Here is a 22003-nt window from a genome sequence, read left to right as displayed (position 1 = left end):
ACGCCTGTGCGGCTTGTTCTTCGCGTCGGATCCGGCGGCTAGGGTTGGTAGACGATGAGCGGGGTTTTCGGTCGCCTGGTGGATCAGGGAGCGGTGGTTTCCACGCTCTCATCTGCGGCATTGGCTGCACGCGGCAATGACGCGGGCCGGATGACCCATGCGTGGTTGTTTACCGGACCGCCGGGGTCGGGCAGGTCGGTGGCGGCTTTGTGTTTTGCCGCTGCCCTTCAGTGCGAATCCGAAGGTGCCGCGGGCTGCGGGGAATGTCGTGCCTGTACGACCACGATGGCCGGGACCCATGCTGACGTGCGCAGAGTCGTTCCCGAGGGGTTATCGATCGGTGTGGACGAGATGCGCGCCATTGTGCAGGCGGCCTGGCGCCGGCCGAGCACCGGGCGTTGGCTCGTGGTGCTCATCGAGGATGCCGACCGGTTGACCGAGGGCGCCGGCAATGTTCTGCTGAAGGTTGTTGAGGAGCCGCCGCCACGGACGGTGTTCCTGCTGTGCGCGCCGTCGGTGGACCCCGAGGATATCTCGGTCACCCTCCGCTCCCGCTGTCGGCATGTGGCGCTCGTCACTCCTTCGGTGGCAGCCATCGCGCAGGTGTTGATGGAACGCGACGGGATTGATGCCGAGCAGGCGCAGTGGGCGGCGTCGGTGAGCGGCGGCCATGTGGGCCGGGCGCGCAGACTTGCCACCGATGAGCAGGCCCGTGCACGGCGCCTGCGAGCGCTGGGTCTGGCCAGGGAGGCCGCCACCCCGACGCGGGCGTATGCGGCGGCCGAGGAACTCGTGAGCAGCGCCGATGTCGAGGCCAAGGAGCTGACGGCCGCGCGTAACGAGGCCGAAGAGGAAGAACTGAAGACCGCGCTGGGGGCCGGGGGCACCGGTAAGGGTGCGGCGACTGCGCTGCGCGGTTCCGCAGGTGTCCTGAAGGACCTTGAACGTAAGCAAAAATCGCGCCAGACCCGGGCATCGCGAGATGCCCTGGACCGCACGCTCATCGATCTGGCCACTTACTTCCGAGACGCGTTGGTGCTGTCGTTCGGCGCTGCGGACGAAGGCCGTGTGACGTTGCATCACCCCGATATGGCTGACCGGCTCGGGCCGATGGTCGACAGGGTGCCGCCCGAACAGCTCCTGCAATGCATCGAGGCCGTCCTGGAGTGCCGCGAAGCACTGGCGATGAACGTGAAGCCCAAGTTCGCAATCGATGCCCTGGTCGCGACGGCAGGGCAGGCGCTGCGCCCGTCGGAATGAGATTGGGAGTCGTGGCGGGGGTGCCGTAGACTCTCGGGCGCTGGGTTCGCCCGGCACGCTGCCCTAGCTCAGTCGGTAGAGCAATTCACTCGTAATGAATAGGTCGGGGGTTCGATTCCCCCGGGCAGCTCCACGCGGATTATTCGATAGCTTTCGAGACCGCCCCGGCCACGCCACATCGACCTGCTCGAACTCGGCGAGCCGCTTCTTGCGTTCGTAGCCCTTCTCCAGTACTTGACGTAAATCACTCCGCTGCCGGGTACTTCTGCTGTGGGCACAACGTCGGACCGCTAGATTGATGCTCATGTGGTTCGCGGGGCGCGGTGCCAGCCGTCATGGCGTGGTCGTTGCTGCGGTGGATCAGGTGCTGGCCACAGCCACCGGACGGCAAGGCTCGGTGGTTGATGTCGCGCATAGCTGGGCGCACGCGAACGGCCGGGTAGTGGACATCGAGGATGCGCCGCTCGCGGCCGGAGTTTTCGGCCAGTGGATCTCGTTCCCCGACAGGGACCTCGTGCAGGTGGGGCATGGAGTCGTGGGCCGCGACCGCACGATCGCACATGAATTGGGCCATATGGTGTTAGGTCATCGCGGTCTGCCGGTGGCCGAGTTCGCCGCCGAGCACGTCCGAGCGGTGCCGCCTGAACTTGTTGCGCGCATGCTGCAACGCAGTTGTGGCGCCGATGAATTGACCCAGAGCGATGATCGTTGGCCACAGGATGAACTAGCTGCTGAGCGGTTCGCGGCATTGTTGGTGCGCCGCTTGCGGGCCGGCCGGCGTGAGCGCCCGAGCTGGAGCCCATACGTCGACGACGCGCTGGGGTAATGACTCTCTCGGTTTGGGAGTCGCTGCAGGCTGTGCGCATCGCGGTACTGATCGGATTTCTACCGGTACTGCTGTTCCGGATCTGGCGGCTAGTCCGCTACCCCATGTCGATCCCTGCCATCGCCGCCACTGTCTTTGGGTTATGGGTGTGGTTTTGGATGTTGATGTTCACCGAGCCGGTGTGGTCGGTGATGCCGTCCTACGTGCACGCGGTGAGCATCGGTGGTTGGGCACCCGTCTGGATGGCTGGCTGTCTGCAGATTTTCGTGATCGGCATCAGTGGTGATGTCTCGCAGGTCTGGATTCGACGGGGGCTGCGTGCCACCTTCGCCGTCACCGGCCTGGTCCTGGCTGTGGTCGCGGTAGCGGTGAGTCAGAGCCGTGTGCTGCTGTCTTCTGATGACATGTTCACGCTCACCAACGCTCTTCTCGATGGTGGAGATCGCGGTGCGGCGATTGCCGAAGTCGTGAGCAGCGGCTACCTGGCAGTGGTGCTTGTCCAGCTCGCCTGGGTCGGATTCCGGCACGCCGACCGCACGCCAGTCGGCGTGGGGCTGGGACTGCTGGCGACGGCCGCAGTGCTGCAATTGATCGCGATCGCCTTCACGGGAATCTGGCGCCCGCTGACAGGCGGAGGCGTGGGGATTAGCGGCCGCTATGGTCCATTGCTTCAGATCCTGCCCGGATGTATCGGTGCGGCCCTTATGGTGGTGGGATTCGCCTGGCCGCCCGTGATGCTACGTATTCAGGCGCGTCGGGAATTGCGGCGACTGCGGCCACTCCATGATGCTTTCATCGAGATGTACCCAGGGCTTTTCCCGCCGACAGAATCTCAAATAAGGCTGTCAGACTTGGTATTTGAGTGGCTGGCGCATATACAAGACGGCCTCACCCTGCTATCGCAGAGCCATGGGATACCGGTGGAAACCAGTGTGCCGATTCCCGTGGATCATGTGGATCATGTTCAGGAAGTGGCAAATTGGATTTCTGGTCAATCGGTTTTGGGAATCAGCCATGAATGGCTGCGTCCGCCAACGGGCATGAGCGATCAGGCGTGGGTGCTCGCCATCGCCGATGCCTATGGGGGCCGTGCGGACTCCTTTGGTGTGCGAGAAGCACGACGTGGGCATCTGCCGGTGGCGCCGTGACTACCCGCGCGGCGTGGGAGCTGATGCAGATTGTGCGCGTGGCCGTGCTCATCTGCTTTCTGCCGGTGTTGCTGTATCGAATCCGGCGGATTGTGCGTGATCCCACATCGGTCCCTGCCGTCGCGGTCACCGCCTTCGGGGTGTCGGTGTGGATCTGGTTCGTGGTGTACACCGACTGGGTGTGGGCGGCACTGCCGCCGGGTGTACGCGCCGTCAGCGTCGTCGGGTGGCCGGCCATCACGATCGCGGCGTGTTTACAGGTTTTCGTCATCGGCATCAGGGGCGACGCGTCGCAAGAGCGTATTCGCCGTGGGCTGTGGGTCACTGTTGCGGGAGCAGTCATCGCTCTCACGATCGTCGTTGTCGCCGTGCGTCACAGTGAGTTGATCGGGATGGCGGGCGATGCGCTGACGATCGCAAATATCGTGTATTCCGGGGCTGATAGCGGAGCGGCCATCGCTGTTGCGGTGAGCAGCGCGTACATGATGTTGGTGGTCCTTCAGCTCGCGTGGGTCGGCTCTCGGAACGCCGATCGAACTCCCGTCGGCGTCGGTCTGGGACTGCTGGCGGCCGCGTCGATGTTCCAGGTTGTCGCGAGCTTCTGCGGAGGGATCTGGCGCCCGCTGAGCCATGGCGAGGGCTTTATCAGCGGCGCCGTCGGAGTGTGGTTGCAGACGTGGCCGGGCTGTATCGCCGCGGTTCTGATTGTCGCGGGTTTTCTGTGGCCGCCGGTGATGCTGCGTGTTCAGGCGCAGCGGGAATTGCGGCGACTACGCCCACTCCGTGACGCTCTCGGCGGTATGTTCCCGGGGCTGTTTCCGCCGGTGGAAACACGAATACGATTGTCGGACTTAGTATTCGAATGGGTCACACATATCCAGGATGGTCTCACGCTACTAGCGCAGAGGCGCCGGGTGCCGCTCGTAACCAACTCCCTGGTGCCAAAGGGCGGCTCCGAACGGACTCTGGGTGTGGCGAATTGGCTTGTAGATGAAGCGGTTCCGGGATTCAGTTGCGAATGGCTGCGTCCGCCCGAAGGCGTGAGTGACGGGCCCTGGGTGCTCGCGATCGCCGACGCCTACCGAGAACGTCAGGAACGCTTGGAGGCTCCGGCTTCCTTGTCAGGTATGCCCTCGACTTTGCGCAAGTGATCGACCATATCGGCGATCGCCTGCCGACTGTTCTCGGAGAGCGCGTAGCTTCGTTGTGCGATTTCGCGGACCTTTGAGTCACGCAGCTGCACAAGCCAATCCAGATCGCGATTCACCGATGCGGCGTAGTCGGCGTCATAGAAGTAGGCGGGACTCACTTGGAAGAACTCCGCCAGCGCCGTGACGATATCGGGCGCCGGGTTGGACCGCTCGCCCTTGCGTAGAAGTGACAGATACGGCGAAGACACCTCGACGCCGCGCTCGCCAAGTGCGGCGACCACTTCGTTGAGGGAATAAGGTCCGCGCCCGGCCGGATGCACTGTGGCAAACAGATGGCTCAAGCGCTGCGAAAAGTCCGGCACCGCACCCCCTCACATACTTTCACTTCGCAGCCCAACGATACACGCACATGCTGTGCTGCTCACCGTAGGTCTGCGGGTGTCCGAGCGATATGCAACTTATCGGAAGGGTAAGTGATTGACAAGGACTATTTACTGACAGTAATGTCCGGAGTGTTCGTTCGGCTAATCAAGGTCGATCGCTCTCGGCTGGCCAATCGCTGTGCTCATCGTGGGGTTGAGCACAGCGACTGGTCAGCCGATTTTTGTATGAACCTGCCGCTGTTCAGCGGAGCCCCAGTGCGCTGTGATGCACCAGCGCACTGGCAATCAGGACGACTCCGAGGGACAGGAAAATCACCCGAATCGCAGTGGGGCCGTATCGCGTCACCGTCCGCACCAGGCCGCGCTGCGCCCGCCGCGCGCGTGGAGATCGCCGCGTCGACAGTACGAGAATCAACAGACTCGGGAGAATGGCGACCAAGCCGTAGCCGACCAGCAGCAGCGGCCACGTCGGCGGCAGCGGGTGACGTGAGGCCAACATCGCGAGTGCGCTCAGGTACGGAACAGATGTGGGAGCCTCCGCATAGCCCAGCGCAAGCCCAACGAGTGCGAGAAGCCATGGGTGGCGGCGCGCAATGGTACGAATCCACGGCGGCGTCACCGGCTCGGTGAACCAGGTCAATGAGGCAAAGGCGATCAACAGAATGCCGATGACCAGCTGGGCCCAATACCGGGTAGACGGGGTGATGTCCGAACCACCGGCCACGTCGGTCAGCGAGCGCACGCCGAGCACGGTCGCCAGTCCAAACGTGAACAGTGCGACAAACAACCCGGTGACGAAGCTGAGGCCGCCGGGAAACGCCGATCGGCGTTCCAGCCGGGTCACATAGACGATCGTGGTGGCAATACCGATGTTGAGTACGTTGAGGGCGTCCAGACAGGCGAATCCCGCGAATGCCAGCAACAGGGTGAGCACGATTCCAGAACTTACGTGAGGGTGGATCGTGTTCCGGTTAACGCGGCCTTGTGGGCACTGCCACAGTCGGCCTCGCGCCGAGGTGCGGGACGATGGCCACGACTGGATCACACTCTGACCTGGGCCAACGAGACCGCCGGTACTCTGGGGCGGATGCCTACTCAGACCTCGGCTGTTGCTGCGCCCCTGCACGGATTGCGGGACATGCGCACCTACATCGACATTGCTGTCGTGGTCGCTGTTCTCGTCGCCACCAATCTGATCGCGCACTTCACCACGCCCTGGGCCAACTTCGTCGTGGTCCCGATCGCCGCGATTGGGCTCCTGGCTCTGATCCGCTACCGGGGCCACTCCTGGGCCGAGTTGGGGTTGGGCCGCGATCACTGGCGTTCCGGCGCCAAGTACGCGGCTGTCGCGGTTGTCATCGTCGGAGCGGTGATCGGCATCGGTCTCTTGCTGCCGATGACCCGACCGATGTTCCTCAACAGCAGCTACGCGACGACCGTTTCGGGCGCGCTACTGGCCTCTTTCGTCCTGATCCCGCTGCAGACCGTGATTCCCGAGGAGCTCGCCTTCCGGGGGGTTCTGCACGGGACGATGGCTCGGGCCTGGGGCTTCCGGGGAGTCGCGGCCACCGGGTCTCTGTTGTTCGGCTTTTGGCACATCGCTACTTCCTTGGGTCTGACGACCGGCAATGTCGGCCTGACGAGGCTGCTCGGGGTGGGCCTGTGGGCCCAGATCGCCGGTGTCGCCGGGGCGGTGGTCGCCACCGCGATCGCGGGTTTCGTCTTCACCTGGTTGCGGCGCCGCAGTGGCAGCCTCTTGGCGCCCATTGCGTTGCACTGGTCACTCAACGGGATGGGAGTGCTGGCCGCGGTTCTGGTCTGGCACTTGATCTAGCCCCATACGACGATCGCGGACGCTGCGAGAAATAGCAGCTGTTCAGCGGTGCGCCAGCCCAGGGGAGTGGACAGCGGGTTGGACCGCTGGGTCGCGGCATACACATTGGCCGGAAACATCACCACCAGCAGCACTCCCAGGCATCCGGCGGCCACCACACGTGTCGAGGGAACCAGCACGCCGATCGCGCCCAGCAGTTCGAGCACGCCGGTCAGCGCCACGAGGAGCCCGGCGGCCGGAATCCACGGCGGCACGATAGCGATCATCGCCTGACGCATCTTCGGGACGAAATGCGCGACGCCGGTCAGTGTGAACATCGCGGCGAGACCGACCACCACGGCGGCCGGCCATGAATTGACGGGTGTGAACCCCTGGGCGCCGATCAGGCGCGCCAACAGGGTCCCCACGACCAGGGCGACAAGTGGTGCCATGACGATCTCCAATCTTGACATTGACTAGATAGACGATATCGGGAAACTAGTCAATGTCAAGATCTGCGTTATGCTGGTGCGATGTCGTATCACCATGGCGATCTGCGGGCGGCGATACTGGCCAGCGCGGCCGATATGGTGGCCCGGCGCGGCCCCACCGAGCTGTCACTGCGGGAACTGGCGCGCGAATCGGGTGTCTCGCACGCCGCACCCGCACACCATTTCGGCGATCGCCGCGGTCTGTTCACCGCCTTGGCCGCCGACGGATTCACCAAACTCGCCGGGGCCCTCGACGGCGCGCGCCCGGACTTTCATGCCGCTGCCCTGGCCTACGTGGACTTCGCCCTGGCGCATCCCGGGCACTACGCGGTGATGTTCGAACCCGCGCTGCTGGATTCCACCGATGCGCGACTCACCGCGGCGCGAGTCCGTGCCGGTGCCGCCTTGGATGCCGGGATCGCGACACTGACACCCCGGCAGACTTCGGCCGATAAGGTCACCGCGGCCCGTGCGGCCTGGTCCTTGGTGCACGGATTTGTCTCACTGTGGTCCAGTGGGGCGCTTGCTGATTCGCGCGATGATGCCGATCCGAGGGTGATCGCCTCGCAGATCGCGTACGCGCTCTTCCCGCCCACCGATTAGCCAAGCAAGACCTTGGCGCCCTTGGACTTGTAGTCGATATGTAGGTCGATCTCCTTGGGCACGGTGCCGGGCGGGACGTCGTAGACGAGCACCGACCGCTTCTGCGTACCGGGCCCGAGTTCTGCGCCAGGCTCGAGCTGTTCGGCGTTGCGTGCCAAGATGTTTGCCATGCTGTCGGGGGTGTACTCCCTGCCCGTTGCATCCTTGAGTTTCTGTTCGTCCCCGAGGAAGGAGTGCGTTGTCTGCCCGAGGTTCAGAACCTCGACGTGAACGACGACGAAGGTGCCGCTCGCCGTCGCCTGCAGCGCCGGATCCGCCTGGTCGCCGACCGTCCCGGCATCGTTTACCCGTGTGACGACAAACGCGAGGTCGCCGTCGCGCACCTGCTGTCCGAGAGTGCCGGGCTTACCTTCTTCTGCCGTAACCACTTTGGTTTCAGCCCCGCCGCCGCTGGGGCCGACGTGGATGAGGGTTGGCCGACTCTCTGAAGCCTCATTGCCACCGCATGCCGTGAGAAGTATCCCGATAAGCCCAAGGGTGCAAAGGTGTTTCATGATCATGAAGTGCCCATCACGGGAATCGTGATGGAAGAGGGGCGTTCCTCGTCGTGGTGGATCTCGAAGCGGATCGGGACGATGCGGCTGGCGGTCGCCAGCGGTTCACCGGAACCGGTGTTGCGGGCGTGGTTGGGAAACGCGCCGCCGCTGACCTGTACTCGTAGCCGGTGTCCGCGCGTGAAACGGTAGCCGGTGGGATGCATGGTCACGGCGACCGGCGAATCCGTCGGACCATTGAACCGTACGATTCCATCGGAAACGTTGCGGGATACTCCCTTTCGGTCAACATCGCAGAGTCGGACGAACAGATCGCCCTGGCCGCTGTCCGTGGTCGCGTAGATAGACGCCGAGACGGGGCCGATGAGGTCCAGGTCGCTCGTCAGCGGATCGCTGGTGTACACCAGTACATCGGAACGCTTCTCGGTCGCGGAGTTGTCGCGCTGTCCGGAAAATCTCGTGTCCAGCAGTGGCCCACCCACAACCGGAGTGGGATCCGCCGGATCGTAGGTAAACGTGTCGGCGGGGTTATCGCTCTGTGGTGCATGCCAATCCAGTACGTCATCGGCCTGCAAATACAGCGGGGTGGGGGTTGACTTCTTGGGTGGCCAGTGATCGAAGTCGAGCCATTGGCCGGCCTTCTGCAGGTAGACCCGAACCGGAGAGCGATGTGTCGAGGAGACGTCGCCCCGCAGATGAGCGGCCAGCCACGAGAAGCTGTCGGAGACCACCGCCTTGAGTGACTTCATGTGGTCCCATGGGCCAATGGTGATCCGCCGTGGGCAGTCGGCCTTCTGCAACTCGTCGTAGTCGCGAAGCTGACCCACCAGGAGCAGGTCCCACCATCCGGTCACCATGCTCACCGGTGTGTTGAGTTGCGCGAGCCGTGGGGTGTGATCGATCTCGTCCCAGTAGTCATCGTCGGTATGGTCGGTCACGGTGCGCCAGAACGGTTCTGGCTTGCCGATGGCGACGTTGTCGGCGTTGCCCAGGGGCAGGTGATCCATGGCGCGGCGTACCTGCTTCTCAAGGGCGCGCATCCGGAGCAGGCGCTTGATCTGTGAGCCGTCGTGCGTGCCGATCGAGGCCGACCAGCTCAGCAAGTTGTGCAGATTGAAGGCCCCGCTCGGGTAGAAGAGCTCGGTGAAATTACTGGTGGTGATCGCCGGGCACATGGCCGCCAAGGGTGGCTCGAGGTAAGGCGCCACCGCCCACTGGGTGTGCCCGAGATACGACGGACCGGCCGTCGCGAGTGTGCCGTCGCACCAGGGCTGCTCCCGGACCCAGGCTGCCGTGGCCAAGCCGTCCGCGCGCTCCTGGCGGAAGGCGTCGAACTTTCCCTCGGAACCGAACTGGCCACGCGTGTCCTGCAGGACAACCTGAAATCCCTGACGTGCCAACAGCGTTGCCCACATCTGGCTGATCGCACCGTGCCTGCCGTACGGCGTGCGGAAGATGACGGCGGGTAGCGGATCTTGCCCGGGCGGCCGGAAGTGGTCGGTAGCGAGCTTGACGCCGTCGGGCATCGTTACCTTGATGCCCCGACGTGCCTGCACGTCGGCGGTGACGGGTTCGGGCAGGTCGAGCAGCTTTTCAAGGAAAGGGGCAGAAAGTCGTCCCGTCCAGGTGAAAGCCAGTTCTCCGAGCATGGCGCCCAATCTACCGGGGCGCGAGCGCTCCCACCGGCCCGACGGCGACGCACAGCGACAGCGACTGGGTAATCGGCTGCAGGGTAAGCGAATTCCCTGAACCTGGGAGTCTGATGAACACTCGGTTGAGCCCGGGGCGAACCGGAACCTTGACCCTGGGCCCATTGGTGAACGATGCCCACGCCGCGCCCTCGGTGTTGGCGAGGTAGTTCAGCTCGACGATCCAGTCCGCGGGAAGCAGCGGCCCGGTCAGTGGCATGGTCTGGATGGACTGCACCAGGTAACCGCATCCCGGGACCGGCCCCTCGGTCAGCGCGCGCACCCACGTCACCTGGGCTTCCAGCAGATGGCCGTAGCGGTCAAGCATACGTAACTGCGTTGTGGTGGAACCGATCTCTGGCCGTGGGCGGACCAGCGCGAACATATGGCTTAACAGGTTCTCCGGCCGCACCACATTCTGAAGCACCAGTGGGTCGACTTCCTGGTCAAGCACCGCGGGCCCATCCGCGATCGCTGCCAAGGATTCCTTCACGGTAGCGATGTAGGGCGAGGCGGGATTGTTTCGCCAGGTGCGCAGATAGGTGGCCGTCGAGACCAAGCTGCTTCCCACGAACAATGCCAATGCGAACGCGACTATCGCGGTGCGTCGGACAGAGTTGTCCAGGTAGGCGCTGCCCGGTCGGTTCGGGGCGGTGAGCCCCACCGCGGCCAGCAGCGTCGCGACCACCACCAAATCCGGCAGGTATCGCAAGGTTTGTGCAAGCAGCAGCGCCGTGAACGCCGATGAGCGCATGAGATAGATCGGTACCTCGCTGGCGGCCAGGTAACCCAGCAGTGTCAGCCAGACCGGTGCGAGTCGCTGTTTCCGGGAACACGTCAGTACGACCGTCGCACCCAGCGCGAGCGCTCCCAGCCAAATCACCAACGAGGACGGTTCGGCCCACGGTGAGCTGGGCACCCAGCGGTCCCAGCGCCACGGGCCACCCACCAACCCGGGGAGCACCCCGTGCGTGAAGGAGCGTTGCAGCAGCGACCACGTCATCGACAGGTCGGTGCTCCACCGTTTCTGGTCCACCACCACCAGGTACAGGGCGATCCACGCCACGGTGAGCGCCCCGGCCGGAATCCAGAGCGTCGCGCCGCGTCGCCAGGTCCGTGTCAGTGCCGACCACCCGTCGCCGCGCAGAGAGGCCAACAGCGCCACCACCGCGAACGCGACGAACGGAATGACCACCGATTTCTCGAAGAACAACAGCCCGCCGAGGAAGGCGGCCATAGCCGTCACGGCGTACCGGCGGTTTCCGGTGCGATCCAGCAGCACCGCGTCGGCCACGAACCAACACATCGCGGTCAGCATCGGCAGGGAGTTCAGCGCCGCGGCCCACCAGGTAAAGCCGGGTATCGCCAGCGGCGTGAACAGTGCGAACGTGAGCGGCACGAGCAGCACTGGTCGCCAGCCCAGAATCACCCACAGTGCCCGCAGCAATGCCAGGGATGCCAATGCCTGCAGAATCACCAGGCTCAGCGCGGGCCAGAACCAATTCAATGGTGCGAGTTTGGTGATGATGCCCGCCAGCAAGAAGGCCGCGGGCATGACATGCCCATCGTGGTCATCGAACAGGTACGACGGGGCGAACAAGCCCTGTGTGCCCGCGCGGCCAACCAAGATCAGGTCGTCCCAGTAGAAGTCGCCCCCGAACGCCAGCACGCCGCGAACCACAAGGTGCACCACGAGGAGAGCCGCGGCGGCCACGGCAACGCGGTTGGTTCTGGCGAAAGGCATCAGGGCCCGAGACTAGCGATGAACGCTCGCGCGAAGAACATCAGGCACGGTCGGTAGGGTGGGGCCGAATGCCGTGAGCTATGCGAATAAAGAGGGAGTCGCCACGTGCGGGCAATGGTTACCGGAGCCGCAGGATTTATCGGATCAACGCTGGTGGATCGGCTGTTGGCGGACGGGCACGAGGTAACGGGTCTGGATAATCTGGCTACCGGCAAGGTGACGAATCTGGAGGCTGCCGAGGCGCAATCCGCCTTCACCTTCGTCAAGGACGACATTGTCGAGGCGGATCTGAACGCCGTCGTGGCCGAATTCTCGCCCGAGGTGATCTTCCATCTGGCCGCGCAGATCGATGTGCGGCACTCGGTGGCCGACCCGCAGTTTGATTCCTCGGTCAACGTAGTCGGCACCGTGCGGCTGGCTGAGGCCGCGCGTAAGGCTGGCGTGCGCAAGATCGTGCACACCTCCTCGGGCGGATCGATCTACGGCACTCCAGAGCAGATCCCCACGAACGAGTCCGTTCCCACCGATCCGCATTCGCCGTACGCGGCGGGCAAGGTGGCCGGAGAGATCTATCTCAACACCTTCCGGCATCTGTACGGACTGGAGTGCTCGCATATCGCACCAGCCAATGTGTATGGGCCACGCCAGGACCCGCATGGCGAAGCGGGTGTTGTCGCCATTTTCGCGCAGGCGCTGCTGTCTGGTCGTTCCACCAAGGTGTTCGGTGACGGCGGCAACACCCGTGACTACGTCTTCGTCGACGATGTGGTGGAGGCCTTTGTTCGCGCCTCCGGTCCTAACGGCGGCGGACAACGTTTCAACGTCGGCACCGGTGTGGAAACCAGTGATCGGCAACTGCATTCGCTGGTGGCTGCGGCAGCTGGCGCGTCGGACAATCCTGAGTTCCACCCTCCGCGACTGGGCGATCTGCGACAGTCCTGCCTGGACGTCGGCCTGGCCAAGAGCGTGCTGGGGTGGGAGCCGAAGGTGGCGCTAACGGACGGAATCGGCCGGACTGTCGACTTCTTCCGGGGGCTCGGCGCCGCGTAGCGCGACGGCTCGCGCGAGCCGTGAATACCGCAGTTCCAAATCCTTGAAACGCAGGTAGGTGCTGAGCGTCGTGAACGCGAACGCGATGATCAGCGCGTAGAGCATGAGGTCGGTGCCTCGGCCCAGGCCGAGCCAATGCGCCAGTGTGGTGGTGTCATTGGGACGCAGGATCGCGTAGATACCCGCGACCACGAAGAGGACGAACCCGAGCTTCACCCATGCCTTGGCCTGCGCGGTGCTGCGTGAACGCAGCAGATACACCAGCAATAGCAAAACCGCGACGATGAGCAGCGGCTGTATCCAGGTGATCACGGCAACCTCCGGCGGAACGCGGTGTCGAACATGATGTTGACTCCGTTGATCAGTGACTGGCCTTTGGCCATCGAGTACTCGGTGTACAGGATGTCGACGGGCTGTTCGGCTACTCGCCAATGGTTTTCGGCGATCATCGCGATGAACTCGCTGGCGTGGCCCATGCCGTTCATCGTGATGTTGAGACCGGTGGCGACGGTGCGGTTGAACACACGCAGCCCGTTGTGAGCGTCGGTCAGGTTGAGGCGGCGGGTGCGGGGACTCAGCAGCACAACGGTTTTCAGTACGATGCGCTTGATCAGGGGAACATGGCTGGGTGCGGACCCCGCACCGAAACGGGTGCCGACGATGATGTCGAGCGGTTCGAGTCGCAGCCTGTCCACCATGGCCACCACGTCCTTGACCTGATGCTGGCCGTCGGCGTCGAAGGTGACGAAGATCTGAGCACCGGGCTGCGCGCGCGCGTATTCGACACCGGTTTGTATCGCGGCACCCTGCCCCAGATTGACCGGATGCCGGACTAGATGCGCCCCGGCACCGTGCGCCAGCGCGGCCGTGCGGTCCGCGCTGCCGTCGTCCACACAGACGATGTTGGGGAACGTGCCGAGCGCCGCTGCGATGACGTCGGCGATGACTGGCCCCTCGTTATAGGCGGGGATGACCAGCCAGACGTCACTGTTACCGGTGTTGCTCACTGGGATCAAGGTAGCACCGGCAACCCATCAGCGGATGTCGGCTCTACCCGGCCCCCGACAAGTCCTGCCATTCCGGCAGAAGGGACCGTTGGCGGCACTAATGTTTCGGCCATGCAGCGGCTGTCTGGGGTAGATGCGGCGTTCTGGCACGCCGAAACGGCGGGTTGGCATATGCATATCGGGGGACTGTCGATCTATGACCCCACCGATGCACCTGACTACAGCTTTGAGCGGGTTCGCGGCCTCATCGTGGAGAGGCTTCCGTCGATGCCGCAGTTGCGCTGGCGAGTCACCGACGTCCCGCTGGGATTGGACCGGCCGTGGTTCGTCGAGGACGAGGAACTGGATCCCGACTTTCACATTCGCCGCATCGGTGTTCCCGCACCCGGCGGTCGCAAGGAACTGGAGGAACTGGCCGGCCGGCTGATGTCGTACAAGCTCGACCGATCGCGCCCGTTGTGGGAGCTGTGGGTCATCGAGGGCGTCGAGGGCGGACGTGTCGCCACGCTGACCAAGATGCATCACGCCATCGTCGACGGCGTTTCGGGCGCGGGCCTGGGCGAGATTTTGTTCGATATCGCCCCCGAGCCACGGCCGGCGCCGGACGACACGGTGGGGTCGCTGGTGGGCCTCGGGTTGCCCAGCCGTGAGCGCATCTTGTTGAGCGCATTGGTCAACCTGGGCGTCAAAACGCCCTATCGGGTGGTTCGGCTGGTGCAACAGACGGTTCGCCAGCAGCTGGCGGTGTTCGGTATGGAGCGGAAATCGCCGGGCTACTTCGAGGCCCCGCACACCCGATTCAATGCGCCGGTGTCGCCGCACCGCCGGATATCCGGGGCGCGTCTTGAGCTGGCGCGGGTCAAGGCACTCAAGGACGCCTTTGGCGTCAAGGTCAACGACGTGGTGCTGGCCATCGTGTCCGGGGCCGTCCGGGACTATCTGGCCAAGCGCGACGAACTGCCGGACAAACCGCTGATCGTGCAGATTCCGGTATCGGTGCGCACCGAGGAGACCGACGGCGAGGTGGGCAATCAGATCAGCTCGATGACGGTCTCACTGGCGACGGATATCGACGACCCTGCCGATCGGATCAGGGCTATCTATGAGGGAACGCAGGGCGCCAAGGACATGGCGCGCGCGATGTCGGCACACCAGATCATGGGGTTGACCGATACGACACCGCCGGGGCTGCTGCAATTGGCGGCGCGGGCGTACACCGCCAGTGGGCTGTCGCGGAATCTGGCCCCCATCAACCTGGTGCTCTCGAATGTCCCGGGTCCCTCTTTCCCGCTCTACATGGCGGGCGCCAAGTTGGAGTCGATGATCCCGCTGGGTCCGCCCGTCATGGACGTAGCCCTCAACATCACCTGTTTCTCTTATATGGAGCACATGGATTTTGGGTTCGTCACTACCCCGGAGGTCGCGGCGGATATCGACGAGATGGCCGACGGTCTCGAAGCGGCGCTGGTGGAGCTGGAGCACGCCGCGGGGATCTGAGGGTGCCAGCCGGCCCGGCTCAGTCGATGATGTCCTCGTCGGTCTCCGGGTCCCGCCAGAAGGCGAGTGCGGCCACATGCACGACCATTCCGACGACCGGTCCGACGATCAACGCGATGACCGTCCGCACCTCCAAACTGAGGGGCAAGAGCAGCAGCAGCGCCGAGACCACGGTGGCCCCAACCCATCCCGCCGAATAGGCCAGGTGACGGGCGTGGGCGACGGTGGCTGCCCCGGTCAGCGTCAGTAAGGCGATCATCACCGCGCCGGCGGTCAGCCAGCCCAGAAGCGGACCACCCGCCTGGTATGCGGGATCGAACACCGTTCGCAGCAACCAGGGGCCAACGGTCGTGGCGAGCGCGATGCCTACGGCTCCCACACCGATGATGATCGCGGCAGGGGTGATAAGTGCACTGAGGCGCCGATCCCGCTCATCCACGAAATGGGCTATGAGGTTGCCCTGCAGCGCAGTCAGCGGAACCAATAGCGGCGCACGAGTCAGGGTGACGGCCAGGATTACCACGCCGCCGGTGGGGCCCAGATCGCCTGTCGTTGACTGCAACAGCACCGGGAAGCCCATCACCAGTACCGCGCTGGCCGCGGCCGCGGCGATCGAATGCCGGGCGCCGCGCAGGAACTCCATGGTGTCGACGAGTGCGGGCACTGTGAGTGCCTCCCGGGTCGGCTTCGAGACCGCGGTGAGCAGTAACCAGGACATCGATCCCGCGACCGTCGCCCATAGATACCCGACGAGCCCGATGGTGGCTACGAAGGTGACAACCGCCACCACCAAACGGATCCCCGCATCGGTCACCATGAGAACGCCGTACTGAGTCCACCGGTTCGATCCGGCCAGGGCGCCCAGGGTGGTCGCGTGCATGCAGAACCCGGCGAGCCCGCCCGCAAGCAATGCCACACTGAGCCAGCGAAACTCGGTGAACACATGAGCAGCCCACAGCGGTGCGGTGCCGACGATGCCGATGGCGGAGGCGATGGCGAAGGCGATGGCGATCCTGATCGGCAGGGTGGTGGCCAGCGGTGACCGTTCACGCTGCGCCAGCGACAGCCGCACTTCGCGGGTGGTCTCCTGCAGCAGCCCATTGGCCGCGCCGGTCACCAAGCCGAATGCGCCCCAGAAGACTGCGAACACCGAGAACGACGCGGGACCCAGCTCACGGGCCGCCAAGTACAGCACGGTGTAGCCGCATATCGCGCTGATGGCGGTGGCCACACCGATCCGTGCGACGCTGGAGCGGACCGATGAGCCGCTCGGGTTGAGAGGCTCAAACTCGGTGGGGCCGGCGTCGGTCACTTCCGGTCCAGGGGCGGGAGCTGCTTCTCGTACAGCCACGCGGTCCACAGCGGCCGCAGCGATTCGTCGGAATAACCGGCCGCCAGGCCCGTGAAGTCGTCGGTGATGACGGTGCTGTGCCGGTATCGGGTGGTCCAGTCTTGCAGCAGTGCAAAGAATTTCGTATCACCGAGCCGCAATCGCAACGCATGCAATGTCAACGCTCCACGCTTGTACACGCGATCGTCGAACATCAGTTGCGGGCCGGGGTCGGCCAGGATCAGATCTTGGGGGAGGTCTTTGAGCTTTTGGTGGTAGTGGCGTGCGCGGGCATCGGCCGACGGCCCGCCGGACTCCTCGGACCACAGCCATTCGGCGTAACAGGCAAACCCTTCGTGGAGCCAGATGTCGCGCCAGCGGCGTGCGGTGACACTGTTGCCGAACCACTGGTGCGCCAGCTCATGCGCGACCAGTCGCTCGGAGCGCCGCTCGCCATCGCAATGGTTGGCACCGAACACCGAAATGCCTTGTGCCTCAAGCGGAATATCGAGCTCGTCATCGGTGACCACCACGGTGTACCCGGCGGCGAAGGGGTACGGGCCGAACTGTTTGATGAACAGCTTCATCATCTGCGGCTGCCTGCCGAAGTCATGCGTGAACCGCTCATACAGCCGCGACGGGAGCGCGGCGTTCATCGAGATCGGGTTCTTGGCGAGCTTGACGGTTTGATAATCCCCGATCTGCAGCGTCGCCAGATAGGGCGCCATCGGCTCGGGCTGCTCATAGATCCAGGTCGTGTGTGCGGCCCGGACCCGCCGTGATACCAACTCGCCGTTGGACACAACGCAGTATGGGCTGTCGCTGCTGATGACAAACCGATAGCTTGCCTTGGAGCTGGGGTGATCGTCGCACGGAAACCAGGACGCCGCGCCGTTCGGCTGTCCGGCGACCAGCACGCCGTTGGACAGCTCCTCGAACCCGACGTCCCCCCACATGCTGCGGATGGGGCGGGGTGATCCGCCGTATCGGATAACGATGGTCATGGCGGCTCCGGCCGGGATTCCGGTGGCCAGCTTGATGGTGATCTTTCCGCCGCGATGCCCGAAATGTGTGGGACGCCTGCCATTCACGGTCACCTTCGAGACACCGAGAGAGTCGGCGAGGTCGAGGGTGAACTCCTTGAGGGTGGCGAGGGTGACTGCCGTGATCGTCGCGGTACCGGTCAGCCGGTTGATGGCCACCTTGTATTCGAGGTCCAGCTCGTAGCGGGACACCCGATACCCGTAATTGCCGTTCTGCGGCAGGTAGGGGTCGATAATCGGAGGCCGTGGGGGGAGCCTTTTGGCTAGTTTCCTTCCTGGCTTCTTATCGGGTTTGGTCATGCGGCCCCGGAGTTCTTATTTGGGGAAACCTTGCCGCCCTTGGGCTTTTTCGGTGCCATCGGATCCAGCTTGCCCCAAGGAGAAATGGGGTTGCCCTGCCACCTCGTGGACGGTGGGACGACGTCACCACGGACCACCAGCGAGGCGGGCCCGACGGTGGCGCCGGCACCCAGTTCGGCGGCGGGAAGCGCTACGCAATGTGGTCCGAGGGTGGCGCCCTCGCCGAGGACCACGGTGTCCATCCGCATGATCCGGTCGTGGAACAGGTGTGTCTGCACCACGCAGCCGCGGTTCACGGTCGCGCCCCTGCCCAGGGTCACCAGATCGGCCTCAGGCAGCCAGTACGTTTCGCACCACACTCCGCGCCCGATTTTTGCGCCCAGGCCGCGCAGCCACCAGTTCTGCATCACCGTTCCCGATGCGGCGCGCGCGAACCATACGGCAGCAACGGTTTCCACGAAGGTATCGGCAACCTCGTTACGCCAGACGAACGAGGACCAGAGGGGCTTCTCCACGGCTTTGGTGCGTCCGACCACGACCCACTTGGCGACGACGCTCACCACGCCGGCCACGGCGCCGGCGATCAGCAGTACCACGCCACTGAGTGCACCGGCAGCCCAGAAATTGAACCGGATGGCAATCGTCTGCAAGGCCAGGAGCACCCCGACTCCGATCCCGAACGTCACGATGATCGGGATGATGCGGCACGTCTCCACGATCCCCCGCATGACCTTGAGCCGGAACGGCGGCTCGAATGTCAGCGCGGAGTCGGCGCCATCGGCCTTGCGCCGAAGCCGCTTTGGTGGACTGCCGATCCACGACGAACCCGACTTGGCCTTGTGGGGAGTCGCGGAGAGGACGGCGACCAGCGCGTCATTGGGCACCTTGCGGCCCGGCTGGGTGATCCCGGAGTTCCCCAGGAATGCGCGCTTGCCAATTCGGGCCTTGGCGATGTGAATCCAACCGCCGCCCAACTCGTAGGACGCGACCATGGTGTCGTCGGCGAGGAATGCGCCGTCGTCGACCTCGGTGAACTTCGGTATCAGCAGGGCTGTCGAAATCTCGGTGTCCTTGCCGATTTTCGCGCCCAGGATGCGCAGCCACCATGGGGTCAGTTGGCTGGCGTAAATGGGGAACAGATAGTTCCGGGCAGCGTCCATCAGGCGTTCGGTGGCCCACAGTTGCCATCCCTGCCGGCCGCGCACGGGGTGATACCCCTCGTGCACGCCGATCGACATCAGTCGCACCAGGGCGACGGTGATGGCGGCGTATACGACCACGCTGACCAGCGCCGCCCCTGGTGTCCAGATGAGCGCGGGCACCACGGCTTCACAGATCGTCGCCGTATTTCTGATGCCGAAGGCCACCACACCCAGACCGGCAGCCAGCGCGAGCAAGGGCAGTCCGCCCAGCAGAATCGACGTCACCCCGTAGATCGGTACCCATTGCCCGGCGCGGGGCGGACGGTAATCAGGCCAGGGATGGCGGGCCTTGCCCGACTTCACTGCCGGTGAGCCCTTCCAGTACTGGCCGTTCTTGACTCTGCCGACGACGCCGGAAGCCGGTGCGACATCGGCGTTCTTGCCGATGACCGCTCCCGGTAGCAGGGTGGTGCGGGCCCCGACGGTGGCGTCGTCACCGATGACGATGGGGCCGACATGGAACTTGTCGCCGTCAACCCAATGCCCGGACAAATCGACTTCGGGTTCGATGGAGCTGCGGTCGCCAAGCTCGAGCCAGCCCGTCACGGGCGGAGACGAATGCAGGTCGACGCCGTTGCCCACGCGTGCACCCAGCGCCCTGGCGTAGTACACCATCCACGGTGCGCCGGAGAGGTTTTCGGCGCCGCTGGCGGTGGCGAGCCGGTCGGCGATCCACACCCGTAGATGCACACTTCCGCCGCGCTCGTATGTCCCGGGTTTGACTCCGGACAGCAGTAGCCGCGCCCCGATGACGGTGATACTCATGCGACCCAGGGGAGTGATGAAGAGGACGAACGCTGCCAGCAGCACCCACCAGTTGACCGTTACCAGCCATGGCACATCGCTGAACATGGCGAATACGTTGTTGGCCAAAGCGAGCCAGGTCGCCCATTGCAGACCCGTGAGGGTGGTCAGCGGAAACGTTGCCGCCAACTGGGCCAGCTCGGTCAGCCGCGGCACCGGCTTCACAATTCGGGTTTCGACCTCGAGGGGAGGTGCCAGCTCGTCCAAATAGGTGGCCAGTGATCCCAGTCGTGGCTGGTCATACAGGTTCGCGACGGTCACCTGCGGGTAGCGCTGCCGCAATGCCGCGACGAGCTGTGCCGCGGAGAGCGATCCTCCACCGAGAGCGAAGAAGTCGGCCTCGGGTCCGTCGACCGTGGCCGCCAGGATGTCTCGCCACAATCCGGCGAGCCAGCCCATGGTGCCGCCCAATTCGGCGGCGTCGTCGTCGGTATCCGCGCCGGGTGGTGGCCATGGCAGTGCGTTGCGGTCGACTTTTCCCGAAGTGCGCGTGGGCAGTTCGTCAAGTTTCACCAGTCGCGGCACCAGCGCCGCCGGAAGTGACTCGGCCAGGCTCGCGCGGGCTGCGGCGATATCGAAGTTAGGGTCGGCGCTGGCGATGTAGCCGACCAGCAGCGGGGTGCCACTGGCGGTCTTGCGCACCGCGGCCGCGCCGCCGCTCACGCCGGGCAGGTTGACCAGCGCCGCGTCCACCTCGCCGAGTTCGATGCGGCGTCCACCGACCTTCACCTGGTCGTCGGCGCGGCCCTGGAAGTACAAACCGTCGGGTTCCAGGCGCACCAGATCACCGCTGCGGTAGGCCCGCGACCATCCCAAAGTGTGGAGAGCAGCGTACTTTTCGGCATCCTTTTCAGGGTCGAGGTACTTGGCCAAGCCGACACCGCCGATGACCAGCTCACCGACTTCGCCGTAGCCGACCTGGTTGCCCTGCGCATCCACGACTGCCAGATCCCAGCCCGGAAGCGGTAGCCCGATACTGACGGGACTGACCCCGTCGAGTCGTGCCGCACATGCCACCACGGTCGCCTCGGTGGGGCCGTAGGTGTTCCACACCTCGCGGGCCGCGCCGTCTTCACCGGTGGCCAGCCGTTCGGCCAGATCGGGAGGGCAGGCCTCGCCGCCGAAAATCAGCAGCCGCACCGCCTCCAGCGCCTCCGCCGGCCACAGCGCGGCTAGGGTGGGCACCGTCGACACCACGGTGACATCGCGGGACACCAGCCATGGGCCCAAGTCCATGCCGCTGCGCACCAGGGACCGCGGTGCGGGTACCAGGCAGGCGCCGTAGCGCCACGCGAGCCACATCTCCTCGCAGGAGGCGTCGAAGGCCACCGATAGTCCGGCGAGCACGCGGTCGTCGGGGCCAATTGGGTTGTCCTGCAAGAACATTTGTGCTTCGGCGTCGACAAAGGCGGCTGCGTTGCGATGCGTCACCGCCACGCCCTTGGGGGTGCCGGTGGAACCCGAGGTGAAGATGATCCAGGCGTCGTCGCGCGGTGTCGGTTTGGTGGCGCGCCAGCCTCGTGACGAACCGGGTCCACGAACCAGGCCGCCCGGGGTGATCACGGCGGCGACCTGTGCCTCGCCGAACACCAGCGCCGCGCGTTCTTCCGGGTCGTCGGCGTCGACGGGAACGTATGCGGCTCCTGCGGCCAGGGTCGCCAGGATCGCCACATAGAGCGAGTAGCTGCCCGAGGGCATCCGGATCCCGACGCGATCACCGCGCCCGATTCCCCGAGTGCCGAGCCATTCGACACTTGCCTCGACGTCGACGATGAGCTCGGAGTACGTGAGCTGGATGGTGCCGTCATCGATGGCGGGCGCGTCGGGGTGCTCGGCGGCTGTGGAGTAGAGGATGTCGATCAGGGTCCGGGCCGGAGGGGCTGACCTGCCGAGCAGGTACTGCGGAGGCACCGGGTGGGCCGGGGTTTCATGGGCGACGGGCTCGGCGGCCTCTTCGTGCGCGCGGTTGGTGGGTGACTCGTCGGGGCCGGTCACGCTGCTCCTCGTTAGTTTCCGCGTCGGTTTCTGTGGGCCTGGAGGGGTACCGCAGCGAGCCTATCGGTCCGGGTGCGGCTGGGCTCGCCGCCGCGCGGAAGTGGTCCGCCGGGC

19 protein-coding genes and 1 tRNA gene are annotated in these 22003 nt (G+C 64.9%); 9 read left to right on the top strand and 11 right to left on the bottom strand.

Annotated elements, in window-relative coordinates; genetic code table 11:
* Positions 1 to 54: 54 nt before the first annotated feature.
* The 5 genes from B4400_RS10570 to B4400_RS10550 all read left to right on the top strand — a co-directional run bounded on the left by B4400_RS10570 (position 55) and on the right by B4400_RS10550 (position 4385).
* Entirely contained in the window at positions 55 to 1260 is a 1206-nt protein-coding gene (locus B4400_RS10570) for a DNA polymerase III subunit delta' (protein ID WP_078311550.1), read from the top strand.
* A gap of 57 nt (positions 1261 to 1317) precedes the next feature.
* Positions 1318 to 1393 (top strand) — tRNA-Thr (locus B4400_RS10565).
* 171 nt (positions 1394 to 1564) lie between these two features.
* Positions 1565 to 2086 (top strand): hypothetical protein, encoded by a 522-nt coding sequence (locus tag B4400_RS10560; RefSeq protein ID WP_078311662.1) that lies wholly within the window; start codon positions 1565 to 1567, stop codon positions 2084 to 2086.
* Positions 2086 to 3234, top strand: coding sequence for a hypothetical protein (locus B4400_RS10555; RefSeq protein WP_078311549.1), 1149 nt, complete (start codon positions 2086 to 2088; stop codon positions 3232 to 3234). Before B4400_RS10560 ends, B4400_RS10555 begins: the two co-directional genes overlap by 1 nt.
* Positions 3231 to 4385 (top strand): hypothetical protein, encoded by a 1155-nt coding sequence (locus tag B4400_RS10550; protein ID WP_286142208.1) that lies wholly within the window; start codon positions 3231 to 3233, stop codon positions 4383 to 4385. Before B4400_RS10555 ends, B4400_RS10550 begins: the two co-directional genes overlap by 4 nt.
* Here B4400_RS10550 and B4400_RS10545 read toward each other — a convergent pair.
* Entirely contained in the window at positions 4325 to 4747 is a 423-nt protein-coding gene (locus B4400_RS10545) for a helix-turn-helix transcriptional regulator (protein ID WP_078311548.1), read from the bottom strand. The genes B4400_RS10550 and B4400_RS10545 overlap by 61 nt on opposite strands.
* A 262-nt stretch (positions 4748 to 5009) precedes the next feature.
* Positions 5010 to 5702, bottom strand: coding sequence for a GAP family protein (locus B4400_RS10540; protein WP_078311547.1), 693 nt, complete (start codon positions 5700 to 5702; stop codon positions 5010 to 5012).
* A 204-nt stretch (positions 5703 to 5906) separates the two neighbouring features.
* On the opposite strand from B4400_RS10540, the gene B4400_RS10535 reads away from it, so the two are divergent.
* The gene (locus B4400_RS10535; RefSeq protein ID WP_078311660.1) at positions 5907 to 6602 is read left to right on the top strand and encodes a CPBP family intramembrane glutamic endopeptidase; all 696 of its coding nucleotides are present in this window, start codon (positions 5907 to 5909) and stop codon (positions 6600 to 6602) included.
* On the opposite strand, the gene B4400_RS10530 is transcribed toward B4400_RS10535, so the two are convergent.
* Complete coding sequence (locus B4400_RS10530) at positions 6599 to 7033, bottom strand: DoxX family protein (RefSeq protein ID WP_078311659.1); 435 nt, start codon at positions 7031 to 7033, stop codon at positions 6599 to 6601. The genes B4400_RS10535 and B4400_RS10530 overlap by 4 nt on opposite strands.
* A gap of 81 nt (positions 7034 to 7114) precedes the next feature.
* Here B4400_RS10530 and B4400_RS10525 point away from each other — a divergent pair, with 81 nt between their 5' ends.
* Entirely contained in the window at positions 7115 to 7675 is a 561-nt protein-coding gene (locus B4400_RS10525) for a TetR/AcrR family transcriptional regulator (RefSeq protein WP_078311546.1), read from the top strand.
* Here the strand turns inward: B4400_RS10525 and B4400_RS10520 are convergent.
* From B4400_RS10520 to B4400_RS10510, 3 genes are read right to left on the bottom strand one after another with little or no spacing between them, the layout of a single operon-like run.
* Positions 7672 to 8235, bottom strand: a complete 564-nt coding sequence (locus B4400_RS10520; RefSeq protein ID WP_078311545.1) for a DUF4352 domain-containing protein — start codon at positions 8233 to 8235, stop codon at positions 7672 to 7674. The genes B4400_RS10525 and B4400_RS10520 overlap by 4 nt on opposite strands.
* Entirely contained in the window at positions 8232 to 9878 is a 1647-nt protein-coding gene (locus tag B4400_RS10515; protein WP_078311544.1) for a CocE/NonD family hydrolase, read from the bottom strand. Before B4400_RS10515 ends, B4400_RS10520 begins: the two co-directional genes overlap by 4 nt.
* A 10-nt stretch (positions 9879 to 9888) precedes the next feature.
* Entirely contained in the window at positions 9889 to 11661 is a 1773-nt protein-coding gene (locus B4400_RS10510) for a hypothetical protein (RefSeq protein ID WP_078311543.1), read from the bottom strand.
* A gap of 105 nt (positions 11662 to 11766) precedes the next feature.
* Here B4400_RS10510 and B4400_RS10505 point away from each other — a divergent pair, with 105 nt between their 5' ends.
* The gene (locus tag B4400_RS10505; RefSeq protein ID WP_078311542.1) at positions 11767 to 12711 is read left to right on the top strand and encodes an NAD-dependent epimerase/dehydratase family protein; all 945 of its coding nucleotides are present in this window, start codon (positions 11767 to 11769) and stop codon (positions 12709 to 12711) included.
* Here the strand turns inward: B4400_RS10505 and B4400_RS10500 are convergent.
* The gene (locus tag B4400_RS10500; RefSeq protein ID WP_078292552.1) at positions 12655 to 13023 is read right to left on the bottom strand and encodes a DUF2304 domain-containing protein; all 369 of its coding nucleotides are present in this window, start codon (positions 13021 to 13023) and stop codon (positions 12655 to 12657) included. The two genes, B4400_RS10505 and B4400_RS10500, sit on opposite strands and share 57 nt — an antisense overlap.
* Positions 13020 to 13718 (bottom strand): polyprenyl-phospho-N-acetylgalactosaminyl synthase PpgS, encoded by a 699-nt coding sequence (gene ppgS / locus B4400_RS10495; RefSeq protein ID WP_078311541.1) that lies wholly within the window; start codon positions 13716 to 13718, stop codon positions 13020 to 13022. Before ppgS ends, B4400_RS10500 begins: the two co-directional genes overlap by 4 nt.
* A 111-nt stretch (positions 13719 to 13829) precedes the next feature.
* On the opposite strand from ppgS, the gene B4400_RS10490 reads away from it, so the two are divergent.
* Entirely contained in the window at positions 13830 to 15215 is a 1386-nt protein-coding gene (locus tag B4400_RS10490; protein ID WP_078311540.1) for a WS/DGAT/MGAT family O-acyltransferase, read from the top strand.
* A gap of 19 nt (positions 15216 to 15234) precedes the next feature.
* Here the strand turns inward: B4400_RS10490 and B4400_RS10485 are convergent, their stop codons facing one another.
* Genes B4400_RS10485 through B4400_RS10475 form a run of 3 tightly spaced genes read right to left on the bottom strand, consistent with a single transcriptional unit; the run spans position 15235 to position 21889 of the window.
* A complete protein-coding gene (locus tag B4400_RS10485) occupies positions 15235 to 16527 on the bottom strand; it encodes a polysaccharide biosynthesis protein (RefSeq protein ID WP_078311539.1) in 1293 nt (430 codons plus the stop codon).
* Positions 16524 to 17888, bottom strand: a complete 1365-nt coding sequence (locus B4400_RS10480; protein ID WP_078311538.1) for a M1 family metallopeptidase — start codon at positions 17886 to 17888, stop codon at positions 16524 to 16526. Before B4400_RS10480 ends, B4400_RS10485 begins: the two co-directional genes overlap by 4 nt.
* On the bottom strand, positions 17885 to 21889 hold the full coding sequence (locus B4400_RS10475; protein ID WP_078311537.1) for a Pls/PosA family non-ribosomal peptide synthetase: 4005 nt from the start codon (positions 21887 to 21889) through the stop codon (positions 17885 to 17887). Before B4400_RS10475 ends, B4400_RS10480 begins: the two co-directional genes overlap by 4 nt.
* Between the last annotated feature and the right edge of the window lie 114 nt (positions 21890 to 22003).

The sequence above is a fragment of the Mycobacterium sp. D16Q13 genome (genome assembly GCF_002013375.1).
Taxonomy (GTDB): domain Bacteria; phylum Actinomycetota; class Actinomycetes; order Mycobacteriales; family Mycobacteriaceae; genus Mycobacterium.
Note: the sequence above shows the minus strand (reverse complement) of the source record. Positions and strands in the feature narration are given on the sequence as shown.

What these genes read in the sequence shown, in the direction of transcription:
- B4400_RS10570 (WP_078311550.1), top strand. Translation starts at nt 55, where the DNA reads ATGAGCGGGGTTTTCGGTCGCCTGGTGGATCAGGGAGCGGTGGTTTCC.
- B4400_RS10560 (WP_078311662.1), top strand. Translation starts at nt 1,565, where the DNA reads ATGTGGTTCGCGGGGCGCGGTGCCAGCCGTCATGGCGTGGTCGTTGCT.
- B4400_RS10555 (WP_078311549.1), top strand. Translation starts at nt 2,086, where the DNA reads ATGACTCTCTCGGTTTGGGAGTCGCTGCAGGCTGTGCGCATCGCGGTA.
- B4400_RS10535 (WP_078311660.1), top strand. Translation starts at nt 5,907, where the DNA reads ATGCGCACCTACATCGACATTGCTGTCGTGGTCGCTGTTCTCGTCGCC.
- B4400_RS10530 (WP_078311659.1), bottom strand. Translation starts at nt 7,033, where the DNA reads ATGGCACCACTTGTCGCCCTGGTCGTGGGGACCCTGTTGGCGCGCCTG.
- B4400_RS10525 (WP_078311546.1), top strand. Translation starts at nt 7,115, where the DNA reads ATGTCGTATCACCATGGCGATCTGCGGGCGGCGATACTGGCCAGCGCG.
- B4400_RS10520 (WP_078311545.1), bottom strand. Translation starts at nt 8,235, where the DNA reads ATGATCATGAAACACCTTTGCACCCTTGGGCTTATCGGGATACTTCTC.
- B4400_RS10515 (WP_078311544.1), bottom strand. Translation starts at nt 9,878, where the DNA reads ATGCTCGGAGAACTGGCTTTCACCTGGACGGGACGACTTTCTGCCCCT.
- B4400_RS10510 (WP_078311543.1), bottom strand. Translation starts at nt 11,661, where the DNA reads ATGCCTTTCGCCAGAACCAACCGCGTTGCCGTGGCCGCCGCGGCTCTC.
- B4400_RS10490 (WP_078311540.1), top strand. Translation starts at nt 13,830, where the DNA reads ATGCAGCGGCTGTCTGGGGTAGATGCGGCGTTCTGGCACGCCGAAACG.
- B4400_RS10480 (WP_078311538.1), bottom strand. Translation starts at nt 17,888, where the DNA reads ATGACCAAACCCGATAAGAAGCCAGGAAGGAAACTAGCCAAAAGGCTC.